Annotated in this window: 11 protein-coding genes; 2 read left to right on the top strand and 9 right to left on the bottom strand. The window is 69.9% G+C overall.

The features are described from left to right. Nucleotides 1-198: 198 nt before the first annotated feature. On the bottom strand, nt 199-822 hold the full coding sequence (locus AC07AB_RS34725; protein WP_478575699.1) for a TetR/AcrR family transcriptional regulator: 624 nt from the start codon (nt 820-822) through the stop codon (nt 199-201). A gap of 105 nt (nt 823-927) precedes the next feature. Here AC07AB_RS34725 and AC07AB_RS34720 point away from each other — a divergent pair, with 105 nt between their 5' ends. Further along, a complete protein-coding gene (locus AC07AB_RS34720) occupies nt 928-3,339 on the top strand; it encodes an MMPL family transporter (RefSeq protein ID WP_478575697.1) in 2,412 nt (803 codons plus the stop codon). Nucleotides 3,340-3,460: 121 nt separating this feature from the next. Here AC07AB_RS34720 and AC07AB_RS34715 read toward each other — a convergent pair whose 3' ends face one another. The 4 genes from AC07AB_RS34715 to AC07AB_RS34700 form a co-directional block, all read right to left on the bottom strand. Next, nucleotides 3,461-4,843 (bottom strand): hypothetical protein, encoded by a 1,383-nt coding sequence (locus tag AC07AB_RS34715; protein WP_478575694.1) that lies wholly within the window; start codon nt 4,841-4,843, stop codon nt 3,461-3,463. Further along, nucleotides 4,833-5,390: a DUF6114 domain-containing protein gene (locus AC07AB_RS34710; protein ID WP_478575692.1), complete on the bottom strand. Its 558-nt coding sequence runs from the start codon at nt 5,388-5,390 to the stop codon at nt 4,833-4,835. The genes AC07AB_RS34715 and AC07AB_RS34710 overlap by 11 nt, the downstream gene beginning before the upstream one ends. Nucleotides 5,391-5,502: 112 nt before the next feature. Further along, nucleotides 5,503-6,132: a DUF6230 family protein gene (locus AC07AB_RS34705; protein WP_478575689.1), complete on the bottom strand. Its 630-nt coding sequence runs from the start codon at nt 6,130-6,132 to the stop codon at nt 5,503-5,505. A gap of 579 nt (nt 6,133-6,711) precedes the next feature. Continuing rightward, nucleotides 6,712-7,713: a tetratricopeptide repeat protein gene (locus tag AC07AB_RS34700; RefSeq protein WP_478575687.1), complete on the bottom strand. Its 1,002-nt coding sequence runs from the start codon at nt 7,711-7,713 to the stop codon at nt 6,712-6,714. A gap of 308 nt (nt 7,714-8,021) precedes the next feature. Here AC07AB_RS34700 and AC07AB_RS34695 point away from each other — a divergent pair, with 308 nt between their 5' ends. Further along, nucleotides 8,022-8,690: a TetR/AcrR family transcriptional regulator gene (locus AC07AB_RS34695; protein ID WP_478575684.1), complete on the top strand. Its 669-nt coding sequence runs from the start codon at nt 8,022-8,024 to the stop codon at nt 8,688-8,690. A 68-nt stretch (nt 8,691-8,758) separates the two neighbouring features. Here the strand turns inward: AC07AB_RS34695 and AC07AB_RS34690 are convergent, their stop codons facing one another. The 4 genes from AC07AB_RS34690 to AC07AB_RS34675 all read right to left on the bottom strand — a co-directional run bounded on the left by AC07AB_RS34690 (nt 8,759) and on the right by AC07AB_RS34675 (nt 12,487). Then, nucleotides 8,759-10,459 (bottom strand): acyl-CoA mutase large subunit family protein, encoded by a 1,701-nt coding sequence (locus AC07AB_RS34690; RefSeq protein ID WP_478575681.1) that lies wholly within the window; start codon nt 10,457-10,459, stop codon nt 8,759-8,761. Between the two features lie 167 nt (nt 10,460-10,626). Beyond that, a complete protein-coding gene (locus AC07AB_RS34685; RefSeq protein ID WP_478575678.1) occupies nt 10,627-10,965 on the bottom strand; it encodes a DUF3817 domain-containing protein in 339 nt (112 codons plus the stop codon). A 173-nt stretch (nt 10,966-11,138) separates the two neighbouring features. Next, nucleotides 11,139-11,648 (bottom strand): MarR family winged helix-turn-helix transcriptional regulator, encoded by a 510-nt coding sequence (locus AC07AB_RS34680; RefSeq protein WP_478575676.1) that lies wholly within the window; start codon nt 11,646-11,648, stop codon nt 11,139-11,141. Between the two features lie 338 nt (nt 11,649-11,986). Continuing rightward, nucleotides 11,987-12,487 carry a MarR family winged helix-turn-helix transcriptional regulator gene (locus AC07AB_RS34675; RefSeq protein ID WP_478575673.1) on the bottom strand — a complete coding sequence of 167 codons (501 nt, stop codon included), beginning with the start codon at nt 12,485-12,487 and terminating at the stop codon, nt 11,987-11,989. Nucleotides 12,488-12,594 lie beyond the last annotated feature (107 nt).

Genomic DNA, 12,594 nt, shown 5'->3' with positions numbered 1-12,594 from the left:
ACCATCCCCCCACCCCCTCCCCCCACCCCCCCCTCCCCTGCTCGCTACCTCCCCCCCCCTCCCCCCTTTCCACCTCCCCCAACCCAACCCCCCCCCCCCCCCCCCCCCCCCCCCCCCCCCCCCCCCCCCCCCCCGCCGCTTGCCATGCCGTTGTGATGGGCCATCAGGTCATACGCGGAGCATGCCCAGGCGGCAGGGTCAGGCCGGCGTTTCCGGCGCCTTGCGCAGGCCCCCCAGCATGTGGCCGACCACCTCGGACATCTCCTGGCACGTCTGCGTGGGATCGCGCGCGAAGGCCACCGACGTGGCCGCCTCGCAGAGGGTGCCGAAGATGACGACGGCCGTGGCGTCCAGCGATACGGGCTGGAGTTCGTCGCACGCCCGGACCGCCTCCAGCAGGCCCTTCATATGAGGCAGCGCCAGCTCCTCGTCGATCTCCCGGCACCGCCGCACCCCGAGCACCTCGGCGGACTGACGCAGCAGCGACCGTTTGTGCTCGTCGGCCACATAGCCGCGCAGAAACGCCCGTACCGCCTCGGACGCCACCTCCCACGGTGTGCCGCCCGCCTCCGGAACGGCCAGCGCCGCCGTCAGGACCTGCTCTATGGCGGCCTGCTGGGCGACGCGGAACACCTCGTCGAAGATGGCCCGCTTATCCGCGAAGTGGTGGTAGACGGCGCCCTTGCTCACCCGGGCCGCTGCGGCGAGGTCGTCGATGGAGGTGGCGTCGAACCCCTTCTCCGCGAACAGGCCCGAAGCCGCCTCCAAGAGCGCGGCGCGGGTGAGGGCCGCGTATTCCTCACGTCTGGACTTGACTGCCATAGTGCCCCCAAGGATACTCACCGACTGAGAGTCGTTTTTCGACTCGGAGTATTTCGCAGTATCCCCCACTGCCGACCGACTTCTCCAGGCTCTGGGAGCCATCACATGTCTGAACAGCTCTCCTCCACATCCGCGCCCGCGGGCGGCGACCCCGCCGCACCGCGCCCGGACTTCGCCGCCCGCGCCTCCCGGCTGATCGGCCGGGCGCGCTGGCCGCTCCTGGGGGTGTGGCTCGTAGCGCTGATGGTGTGCGGGCTGGGCGCGATGTCCATCGCCGGCGCGCTCAGCGGCGGAGGGTGGTACGCGGCCGGGGCCGACTCGACCAAGACCGCGGCCCAGCTCGAACACGGCTTCAAGGGCCGGGGCACGACCACGGTCACCCTGGTCATGCACGACAAGCAGAACCGCGCCGGCACCGCCCCCTTCGAGCAGCGCGTACGGGCCGTGGCCAAGCAGGTGATCGCCGACCCCGCGCTGAAGGCGACGGACAGCTACGGCTGGACCACCCTTTCGCCCCAGAACCGCTCCGCCTACGTGGGCAAGGACAAGCGGACGGCCATCGACTCGGTGGCCCTCTCGCTCGACGACGGCGCCGCGCGCCGCGAACTCCCCAAGATCCAGAAGGATTTGAAGGACCGCTTCGAACCGCAGGGCCTGGACGTCTCCCTGGTGAGCCCGTCCTCGTTCTGGGGAGAGGTCAACGACCTGAGCCAGCAGAGCCTGATGAAGGCCGAGCTGATCACGATGCCGCTCATCATCATCATTCTGCTGCTGCTCTTCCGCAGCGTGGTCGCCGCCCTGGTCTCGCTGGCGGTGGGGGTCAGCGCCATCGTCTTCACCCTCGGCCTGCTGTCGCCGGTGGCCCAGCACTACGAGCTCTCGGTCTTCGTGGAGAACGCCGCCACCATGCTGGGGCTCGGCGTCGGGGTGGACTATTCGCTCTTCATGGTCACCCGGTTCAAGGAACAGCTCGCCAGAGGCCAGTCCGTCGAGGCCGCCGTGGCAGCCACCCTGCGCACCTCCGGGCACACCGTCATCGCCTCCGGCGTGACCGTCGTCCTGGCGATATGCACCCTGTTCCTGATCGATCTCAACGTCATCCTCTCCATCGCCCTCGGCTCCATCGTCGTCGTCGCCTTCTCCGTGCTGACCGCCGTGCTCTTCCTGCCGGTCCTCCTGCACCTGCTGGGCGAGCGGATCAACGCCGGCCGGGTGCGCCTGCCGCGGTGGCTGAGCAAGGACGGCACCGGCCCCAAGGACGAGGAGTCCAGCCGCTGGTACCGGATCGCCCTGCGGGTCATGAAGCGCCCGGTGCTCTTCCTCGCGGGCAGCTCCGTGGTGCTGATCGCGCTGGCCGCCCCCGCCGCGCAGCTGCGCACCTTCTCCCCCGACGCCCGCATCCTGCCCAGCTCCTCCCCCGTGCGGGTCGGCTACGACCATGTGCAGGACGCGTTCGGCGTCGGTACCACCTCTCCCATCCAGGTGGTCGTCAGCTCCGACCGCCCGCTCGGCGAGACCGACCAGTCGGCGCAGCTGGTGAAGCTCAACGACCGGCTGCGGAAGCTTCCGCACGTCGTACGGGTCGACTCGGCCGTCGGCACGCTGCAAGCCGCTTCCCCCGACAAGCCGTTCGCCGCGCTGAACGGCTCGGTCCTGGGCCGGCTGCCCGCGGACGCCCGCGACACCATCCGCCACTTCGCCGCCTCGGACGACCGCAAGACCGTACTCGAAGTGATCATGGACGACCGGGCCGCCGGCGACTCCGCGCGCGCGCTGCTCAAGCAGGTGCAGGACGAGACGCGGACCCTGGCGGGGCCGCTGCACGCCGTGGTCGGCGGCGAGACCGCCGAGGGCATCGACGCCAACCGGGTCATCCAGGACAAGCTGCCGGCCGTCATCCTGCTCATGCTCGCCGCCGTGTACGTGGTGCTGCTGCTGACGTTCCGTTCGCTGCTGCTCCCGCTGAAGGCCATCGCCATGAACCTGGTGTCGATCGGCGCGACCTACGGCGTGCTCGTCCTCGTCTTCCAGCACGGTCTGGGGACCGACCTGCTCGGCTTCGAGAAGACCAACTACCTCCAGAACTTCGTACCGGTGCTGCTCCTGGCGCTGCTGTTCAGTCTCAGTACGGACTACGAGGTCTTCCTGCTCGGCCGGGTCCGCGAGGAGTACCTGGCGACCGGCGACAACACCGTCTCGGTCGCGCGCGGCCTGACCCGCACCGCACCGCTGATCTCCGGCGCCGCGCTCCTGATGGTCGCGGTCTTCGGGTCCTTCGGGTTCACCGGGATCGTCCCCATGCAGCAGCTCGGGTTCGGCATGGCGATAGCCATCCTCCTGGACGCCACCCTCGTACGCCTGCTGCTCGTACCGGCGGCCATGCGCCTGATGGGCCGGTGGAACTGGTGGATGCCCGGCCGCCGCTTCGCCACCACTCCGGCGACGGCGGACGTCCCGGCGGCGGACGCCGGGACGGAGGACGGTTCGGAGCGGCCGGTGCCCACCGGGGTCCGATAGGTACGTACAGGGCCCGGAACCGTACGAGCGCCGGGAACCCGCTGACGCAAGAGTGCCGGGGAACGTCATGAGTGACGTTCCCCGGCACTCTTCGTACGGGCCCGCAGAGTCTGAACCGCGGTCACTCCATGCCGCTGTGCAGCCCCGGGATGCGCAGCGTGCCGCCGAACTGACCCGCCTGAATGGCGGTGAAGTCGGAGAAGAAGATCTCCGGCGGCGTGATGGGCGGAGGAAAGTCGGGCGTGAAGGTGACGGGCAGCACCCCGAAGAGATTCCCTTTCAGGCTCTCCGTGTACATGGTGATCCCTCCATCGATGGTGGAGGTGGTCCCCTTTCCGCCGCGTACGTACGTCCTCTTGCCGCCCACGCCCTGGTCGGCCGTCTGGTCGAGGTTGCGGATGGACGCCGAGTCCATCGTGAACTTCAGCGCCTGCTTGGTCCGGCCGTCGGCCGTCCGGAGGTTCACCACGCCGTGGTACTGGAGGTTGTGCATGGTGATCAGGTCGGACTTCAGGGTCCACGGCTGGTTCGGCAGCCCTGCGGGCGTCTGCTCGTCCTTGCCGCCGGACTTCTTCTCCACGACGCAGGGGTACGGCTTCTTGCCGTCGGCGTCCGGCGCGTCGGCGCTCTCGCCCGGCGTGGGCGTGGAGGTCGGGGTGGGGGTGGCGTCGGGAGTGGGGGTGGCCGACGGTCCCTTCTTCTCGCCGTCCTTGCCGTCCTTCTTGTCGTCTTTCTTGTCCCCGGCCTTGCCGGCCTTGTCGGCCTTGTCGGCCTTGTCGGTCGACGACTCGCCGGAGGACTTCTCGGTGGAGGACTTCTCCGTGGAGGGGCTCTGGCCCGAAGGCTTCTGGTCCGCCGTGGAACTCCCGCTGGTCGGAGTGGCCGTCGAACTCGGCGTGGACGGCTGCGCCGCCTTGCCCGAGTCCTTGCCGTAGCCTCCGTTGAGAAGGTCCTTGATCTTGTCGCCGAGCCCCAGCGGATCGAGGGGGTTGTGCGTCGCGGACGGCGACGGAGACGGCGTGGAGTCGTGGGGAGAGGCGGACGGGCTCTTGACCTTGGCCTCGTCCTCGCCCTTGGCATCCTTCTCGCCGGAGGCCCCCGGGTTCGGAACCTCTTCGACCTTGCCGGTGGCCGTCTTCTCACCTTTGGGCTTGTCTTTGGCCTGGTCGCCTTTGGTCTGGTCGCCTTTGCCGTCCTTGGACTTGCCGTCCTTGGAGTCCTTGGAGTCCTTGCCGTCGGCGTCCGACTTCTTGTCCGGCGCCGTGAGGCACGGAGCGTCCTTGTAAGGATTCTTCGGCAGCGGCTTGGCCTGGGCGAGCTGGGGTGTGAATCCCAGGCCCATCAACACCGCGCTGGGCATCGCCGCGATGGCGATCGCCTTGCCCGCGGGCACGTGGAACCGAGTCAGCAGGGTCTTCCTCGGCGCAGCGTGCCGCGGACCGGTTCTGTCCCGGTCGGCGGCGACCCCGGCGCCTCGCCCGTCCTGTTCCTCGTCAGGCGGCACGGTACCTCCCGTTCGTCGGGCTCGCCCCCGGCAGGTCACCGCCCAGGGAACCGCCCTTACCGGTGTTCTCTCCACCCTCAGCGGGCAGCGTTCCCGTGCGCTGTTCGCCGTCGTCGGCGCTCATCTCGGCGGTCGACTTGGCCGTCGGCTTGGCGCCCGGCATCCAGGAGACCCCGAGCGCGCCGCCGATGAGCCCCATGAGGAAGCCGATCAGGAAGGCGCCGAAGTTCGAGACGACCAGGGAGACCAGCGCCAGCAGGATTGCCGCGACACCGGCGAACACCCGCGACTGGGGCTGGAACCACATGGTCAGGCCGAGCACCACCAGCAGAATGCCGATGATCAGCGAGCCGGCGCCCGCCGTTGTGGCCAGCCGGATGGTCAGCGAGCCGAGGCTCAGGTTCTGATAGGGGACGTACATGATCGGGACACCGGCCAGCAGCGTCAGCAGGCCGGCCCAGAAGGGGCGTTGGCCGCGCCATCCCCGGAACGATCGGCGCTTCCGGACGAGTGTGTCGATCAGCCGCGGTCGCGTGTCGGCGCTCATGTCGTACAGCTCCTCAGGACTGGCGAATCGGTGATACGTGAGCGGGTTTGCGGGCTCGGTGGAAGCCGACGCACGGGTGCGAGGGGACAGTCGCCGCCCCGCACCCGTCCGTTCACTTCTGCGGCTCGCACTCCTTGCTGCCTGCATTGACAGTCATATGCAGGCCCTTGAGCGTGAACGTGCCGGCGGTGGTCGCCCAAGCGCGCTGCTCGACCTTGTCGAACTCCACTTTCTTGGCCTGTTGGGCGAATGAGCCGTGCTTGTATGTGTCGCCCGAGTGCGGGCCAGGTCCCTTGGTGGTGTTGTTCACGTCCACGCCGATGTCGATGTCCGTGAACTCCGCGTCGGCGTGCAGGTCATTGGCGTCGATGTACAGCTTCTTGGCCTCGACCGGAGCCTCCGCGCCTGCCTCCAGCTTCATCGTCATGTCGCCGAAGAGCGGCACCGGCACGACCACGGACTGACAGAGCTTCGTGATTTCCGCCGAGTCGAAGCCGACCACCGCGACCGGCTTCTGCTTGTCGTTGCCCGAACTGGCCGCGTCGATAGCTCCGTACTGAACGAATCCGTACCCTTTGAGATGCTTGGCCGTGACCTTGAACTGCTGTCCCGACACACTGAATGAGGCCGCGAGCGCACCCTGCGAGAGGGCCACTCCTATCGCGGCCGTAGCGGCGACGCTCGGCACCATGACGACGGCGAACCGCCGCCATCTGGTCCCGCCACGAGCCAGGGACTCCATGACTTTCCTCCTTCTCGGACGTACATCTCCGGTACGGGCCGCCCCGCTTGGAACAGCCGTTGTCCGGGATGGGAGAAGTGCTACGTCCTCGGGAAGGAGAGCGCCGTCATCGGAGGCGCACCGCGTTCCGAATCCATTGGCGATCACCCCCGAGCGACAACCACTGGCCACGCTCTCGCGCAACCTCCTGGACAGGCCCCGCCGATGGCGGCGGAGACCCCCCTGCCCACAGACCGGTGACTGCGCCGCCGGCCGGCTCGGTGGGGACCCATACCCCAAGGCGCCGACCGGGTGCCGGGCTTCGGGAATGGACCGAGCTTGGCCGATCGTGGTCCATTCGCGGCCGGGACACAAGGGGCTCGTTACTAGCGAGTAACGGACAGATCACCAATGCTCGACCGACCGCCATCGGACGGGCACCGACCGTCGCCGCGAACTGGTCGGAAAGAAACGGAGAAATCGCAAAAATCCGGCCAGAATGCCGGAGTTCACTTACTACGAGTAACAGCGGCCGCGATTACCAAGTTTTGGTAAAGCGCGGCCGCTGCACTGTTTGAGACAGAGGTGGGACGGGAGTGGTCAGAACAGCGCGCGGGAGAGCGCCGTGCGGGCGGCCGTGACCCGGGGGTCGTCGGCCCCGATCACCTCGAACAGCTCCAGCAGCCGGAGCCGGGCGGCCTCGCGGTCCTCGCCCGCCGTGCGCTTCACCGCGTCGATCAGGCGGCCGAAGGCGTCCTCGACGTGCCCGCCGACCAGGTCCAGATCGGCCGCCGCGATCTGCGCCGACGCGTTCGCCGGGCCCTCGGCCGCGGCCTTGCGCACCTGCTGCGGGTCCAGGTCCTGCACTCGCAGCAGCAGTTCGGCCTGGGCCAGGCCCGCCTTGGCCTCCTCGTTGCCGGGATCGTCCGAGAGCACGTTCTTGTACGCCTGGATCGCGCCGCCCAAATCGCCCTCGTCCAGGGCCTGGTGCGCCGCGCCCAGCGCGCTGTCGTACGGACCCGCGGGCTGCTCCGGCGCCTCGGCGGCATCCTGCGCGCCGGCCGGGTCCTCGGCGCCCGCCGCCGCGGGGTCGACCGGCGCCCCGACGATGCCGAACCGCTGCTCGGAGACCTGGATCAGCTGGTCCAGCACCTGCCGGATCTGCGCCTCCGGCGCGGAACCCTGGAACAGCGGCAGCGCCTGCCCGGCCACCACCGCGAACACGGCGGGGATGGACTGCACGCCGAACTGCTGGAAGAGCAGCTGGTTCGCCTCGACGTCGATCTTGGCGAGAACGAACCGCCCGGCGTACTCACCGGCCAGCCGGTCCAGCAGCGGGCTCAGCTGCTTGCAGGGCTCGCACCACTCGGCCCAGAAGTCGATGACGACCGGGACCTCGGCGGAGCGCTGCAATACCTCTTGCTCGAAACCGGCCTCGTCGACGTCGAAGATCAAACGGGCGGCCCCGGCCGCCGCCGCCCCGCCGTCGCCATTGCGCGCGGCTTCGGCCCGTGACTGCTCCGCCTTCTGCTTCGCTTCCCCGGCCGCCTTCACCGCGGCGAGGTCGACCACTCCACTCATGGACATATTCCGTGGCTGCATGGGTCCATCCTCCCCCCTTCGCGAGGCGATCGGTAAAGCAAGTTGCTCAATGCACGGACCGGGTACGCCCGCGGCCCCCCGCCGGATTGCGGGGCATACGGTCGAACGCGGCCCAAAAGTCCCGAAAGGCCCGGCGAGGGGCCTTGGTCGGCGCCGGGTCCCCACCCGTGGCGCCCATGGCTGTCGCTCTTTCGCTACGCCTCGTAGCGTAACTGGAACGATCGGCCGGACAACAGGCCCTCTCCGTGATCTCACTCACGGATCCCGCTCCCTGGGGAAGCGAGCTACCCGGCGGTAAGGTCGCCGCCATGAATCCCCCAGCCGGCCGTACGAGCCGTACCGGCCGACCGGGCCGGCCGCGCAGCGCCGAAGCCGATCTCGCGATCCTCGCCGCCACCCGGGCGGCGCTGGTGGAACTCGGCTGGGGGAAGCTCACCATGGGAGACGTGGCATCCCGCGCCGGAGTCGCCAAGACCACGCTCTACCGCCGTTGGGCGGGCAAGAACGAACTGGTCGTCGACGCGGTCGCCGCCCTCTTCGACGAGCATCTCGACCTCCCGGACCGCGGCAGTCTCCAGGCCGACGTGGAGGGCGTGGTCCTGCGCTTCGCCGCTCTGCTGGAACGGCCGGAGACCAAGACGGCCCTGATGGCCGTGGTCGCCGAGTCCACCCGGGACGACGCCCTGCGGGCCCGTATCCGCTCGGCCATCGTCGACCGGCAGAAGACGCTCGTACTGCTCGGCCGGGAACGCGCGCAGGCCCGCGGCGAGCTGCCGTACGAGAAGGACCCCGCGGCGGCGGCCCGTAACGCGGACCTGATCTTCGACGTCATAGCGGGCGCGGTGGTGCACCGCGCCCTGGTGAGCGCCGAGCCGGTGGACACCGACTGGGCGCGCACCTTCACCGCCCTGCTCGTGGCGGGCCTGCGGGCGGCCCTGCCGCAGCCGCCGGACGCCCACGGGCCGCCCGGCGCTTGAGCACGGGGACGCCGGGCCGGAGCCGAACCCCCGCCCGTACGCCCGTACCGCCCGTACGCCCGTACCGCTCAGAATCCGGCGGGCTCCGTGTACGTGCCCCACTCCTCGCGCAGCGCCTCGCAGATCTCGCCGAGCGTCGCCTCGGCCCGTACGGCCGCCAGCATGGGCTCGATCATGTTCGAGCCGTCGCGGGCGGCGGTCAGCAGCGCGGAGAGCGTGGCGGTGACCTTCGCGTCGTCGCGGGCGGCCTTGCGGCCGGTCAGCGCCCGTACCTGCTCGCGCTCGACCTCGTGGCTGACGCGGAGGATCTCCAGGTCCCCCGTCACCGAGCCGTGGTGGCAGTTGACGCCGACGACGCGCTTGTCGCCCTTCTCCAGGGACTGCTGGTAGCGGAAGGCGGATTCGGCGATCTCGCCGGTGAACCAGCCGTCCTCTATGCCGCGCAGGATGCCGCTGGTGATCGGGCCGATCGGGTGCTGTCCGTCCGGTACGGCGCGGGTCCCGCGCTCCTTGATCTGCTCGAAGATCTTCTCGGCGTCGGCCTCGATCCGGTCGGTGAGCTGCTCTATGTACCAGGAACCGCCCAGCGGGTCCGCGACGTTGGCGACGCCGGTCTCCTCCATCAGCACCTGCTGCGTGCGCAGGGCGATCTCCGCGGCCTGCTCGGAGGGGAGGGCCAGGGTCTCGTCGAGGGCGTTGGTGTGCAGGGAGTTGGTGCCGCCCAGCACCGCGGCGAGTGCCTCCACCGCGGTGCGGACCACGTTGTTGTAGGGCTGCTGCGCGGTCAGCGAGACGCCGGCGGTCTGGGTGTGGAACCGCAGCCACTGCGCCTTGTCGGTCTTGGCGCCGTAGACGTCCCGCATCCAGCGGGCCCAGATGCGGCGCGCGGCGCGGAACTTGGCGATCTCCTCGAAGAAGTCGAGGTGGGCGTCGAAGAAGAAGGAGAGGCCGGAGGCGAACGCGTCGACGTCGAGGCCGCGGGAGAGGCCCAGTTCGACGTAGCCGAAGCCGTCGGCGAGGGTGTAGGCCAGCTCCTGCGCGGCCGTCGCCCCGGCCTCGCGGATGTGGTAGCCGGAGACGGACAGCGGCTTGTAGGCGGGGATGTCGCGGGCGCAGTACTCCATCAGGTCACCGATGAGGCGCAGGTGCGGCTCGGGCTGGAAGAGCCACTCCTTCTGGGCGATGTACTCCTTGAAGATGTCCGTCTGGAGGGTGCCGTTGAGCACGGCCGGGTCGACGCCCTGGCGCTCGGCGGCGACCAGGTACATGCAGAAGACGGGCACGGCCGGGCCGCTGATGGTCATGGAGGTGGTGACGTCGCCGAGGGGGATGTCCTTGAAGAGGATCTCCATGTCGGCGGCGGAGTCGATCGCGACGCCGCAGTGGCCGACCTCGCCGAGGGCCTTCGGCTCGTCGGAGTCGCGGCCCATGAGGGTGGGCATGTCGAAGGCGACGGAGAGCCCGCCGCCGCCCGCGGCCAGGATCATCTTGTAGCGCTCGTTGGTCTGCTCGGCGTTGCCGAACCCGGCGAACTGGCGGATGGTCCAGGTCCGGCCGCGGTAGCCGGTGGGGTGCAGGCCGCGGGTGAAGGGGTATTCGCCGGGCCAGCCGATCCGCTCGAACCCCTCGTAGGCGTCGCCGGGCGCGGGTCCGTAGACGGGTTCGACGGGGTCGCCGGACAGGGTCGAGAAGTCCGCGTCGCGCTTGCGCGCCTTGTCGTAGCGGGCCTGCCAGCGGCTGCGCCCTGCTTCGATCTCCTGTGCATCCATGCGGTCTCTTCGCCTCTCCGCGCCCCGGCGCGATTCTGTGACGTCGGCGGCCGGCGGCCGCGTACAGATTTACTAGGACGTCCTAGTAAATGGTCGCGCAAGACCGCCCCGAGCACAAGGGGCGTCGGGGCGGTGGCGGGTTCGCGCCGGGCGGCGCCGGGGCGGCGTCAGACCTTGGCGGGCTCGGCGGACTCGTCCGCCACCAGGGGGGCGAGCTCCCGCGAGACCTTGCGCTCGACGAAGAACGCGGCGGTCGGAATGGTGCCCGCGATCAGCACCCAGATCAGCTTGCCGAACGGATACCTGGCCTTGGAGCCCATGTCGAAGGCGAAGACGAGGTAGAGGACGTAGAGCCAGCCGTGCGCGATGGCGACGATCTTGGTGAAGTCCGCGGCACCGTCCATGCCCAGCAGGTACTTGGCGATGCAGCCGAGAGTCAGGAGGACCAGCAGCACGCCGGTGACATAGGCCATCACGCGGTAGCGGGTCAGCACGCTTCGTTTCACTGGGGTTCCCTCGCCTTGCCGTCAGGGGCGGCCTCGTCCCGGCCGGGAGCCCGGGGGAAGGACCCCGGGAGACTGCCGCATGGAGTCGAGCGTAACCGCACGTTCCGGGCGATCTTGCGGCCGGGGGTGCGATGCGGGCCCCCGGCCGTCCGACCCTTCCCCCGGCCCGCCCCTCAGCTCTCTTCGAAGTCGCCCGCGGCCACCCGCAGCGTGCGCAGCATCGCGAAGATGTCCGCGCACTCGTCCGCGTCGTACGCCCCGAGGCCGAAATCCATCGCCATCAGGTCGCGGGTCGCCGACTCGACGACCTCGCGGCCCTTCTCGGTGATGGAGGCAAGGGTTCCGCGCCCGTCGTTCGGGTTGGGCCGCTTGTCGACGAGGCCCGATCGGACCAGCCGGTCCACGGTGTTGGTCACGGAGGTGGGGTGCACCATCAGCCGCTCGCCGATCTTCGACATGGGCAGCTCGCCCGCCTTGGAGAAGGTCAGCAGCACCAGCGCCTCATACCGCGCGAAGGTCAGCCCGTACGGCTTGACCACGGCGTCGACCTGGCCGAGAAGGATCTGCTGAGCGCGCATGATCGAGGTGATCGCGGCCATGGAGGGGACGGCTCCCCATCGCTCCTGCCAGAGCTCGTCGGCGCGGGCGATGGGATCGAACGTGAGGCTGAGGGGCTTCGACACCCCACCGAGCCTACCGGCCGGTCATATGTTGGTCACTGCCATCCCAAACTCCGGACCAACAGCTTCCGGCCAACTCGCGGGCGCGCCGGCGCGCCGCTCGTACGGTCGGGCCGGAGCCGCGCCGCCGCGCCCTCGGGCCTCGACGCGCCCGCCTCCACCACAGACCTGGCGCACCGGCACGGGCCGGCGCCCTCGCCCGTATCGACGCCCCTGCCCGTGCCGCGCGACGCCGGGCCGCTCGTGTCGCGCCGCGACGGGCTGCGAGTGCCGTACGAGCGCACTCCGCTGGACACGGCGCGCGGCGAACGCCGCTGACGGCGCGCCGGCGGTCGAGCCGCTCAGTCGACGGGGTCCGGCTGGGACACCTCGGCGATCTGGGCACCCATGGTGGCGCACAGGTCGCCCAGGACCTCCTCGAAGCGGTCCAGCAGTTCGGGCGGGTACCGGGTCAGCAGTGCGTCCATGCGGACGCCGAGGGGGCTGAAGAACTCGTCGGCGCGCTCCTGGATGTGCGCGCTGCTGCGCAGGGTGACGACCCGCCGGTCGGCGTGCTCGCGGGTGCGGACGATGTGCCCGGCGGCTTCGAGGCGGTTCAGGAGTGCGGTGGTGGCGCCCGAGGACAGCGGGATGCGCTCGCCGAGCCGGGCCGGCGACAGCGAGGTGCCCCGCTCCTCCGCTCCGATGATCTCCAGCAGCGCGATCGCGTCGGTCGAGTACAGGTCCAGCCAGGCGGCGAACCGGCGGCTCAGCTCGGCGTACTGACCGCCATAGGTCCGCAGCCCTTCGACCAGCCGTTCGCGCCGCGCCGCGATGTCACCCCGCGCCGGTTCCTCCGCCAAGACGTGCCGCCCTCCACCCGCTCGTACCGGTGATCCGAGCCGACGGCTCGTCTTTGACAACCTATCGCTCCCAATCTACCTTCACCATGGAATAACTTCACGATGGA

The sequence above is a fragment of the Streptomyces sp. NPDC044033 genome, from assembly GCF_056434425.1.
The sequence above is the reverse complement of the archived record's forward strand: the minus strand, read 5'-3'. Positions and strand labels throughout refer to the sequence as shown.

Excerpts from the sequence above, each read along its gene's own strand:
- AC07AB_RS34690 (WP_478575681.1), bottom strand. The coding sequence starts at position 10,459 with ATGGATGCACAGGAGATCGAAGCAGGGCGCAGCCGCTGGCAGGCCCGC.
- AC07AB_RS34705 (WP_478575689.1), bottom strand. The coding sequence starts at position 6,132 with ATGGAGTCCCTGGCTCGTGGCGGGACCAGATGGCGGCGGTTCGCCGTC.
- AC07AB_RS34725 (WP_478575699.1), bottom strand. The coding sequence starts at position 822 with ATGGCAGTCAAGTCCAGACGTGAGGAATACGCGGCCCTCACCCGCGCC.
- AC07AB_RS34720 (WP_478575697.1), top strand. The coding sequence starts at position 928 with ATGTCTGAACAGCTCTCCTCCACATCCGCGCCCGCGGGCGGCGACCCC.
- AC07AB_RS34700 (WP_478575687.1), bottom strand. The coding sequence starts at position 7,713 with ATGCAGCCACGGAATATGTCCATGAGTGGAGTGGTCGACCTCGCCGCG.
- AC07AB_RS34710 (WP_478575692.1), bottom strand. The coding sequence starts at position 5,390 with ATGAGCGCCGACACGCGACCGCGGCTGATCGACACACTCGTCCGGAAG.
- AC07AB_RS34695 (WP_478575684.1), top strand. The coding sequence starts at position 8,022 with ATGAATCCCCCAGCCGGCCGTACGAGCCGTACCGGCCGACCGGGCCGG.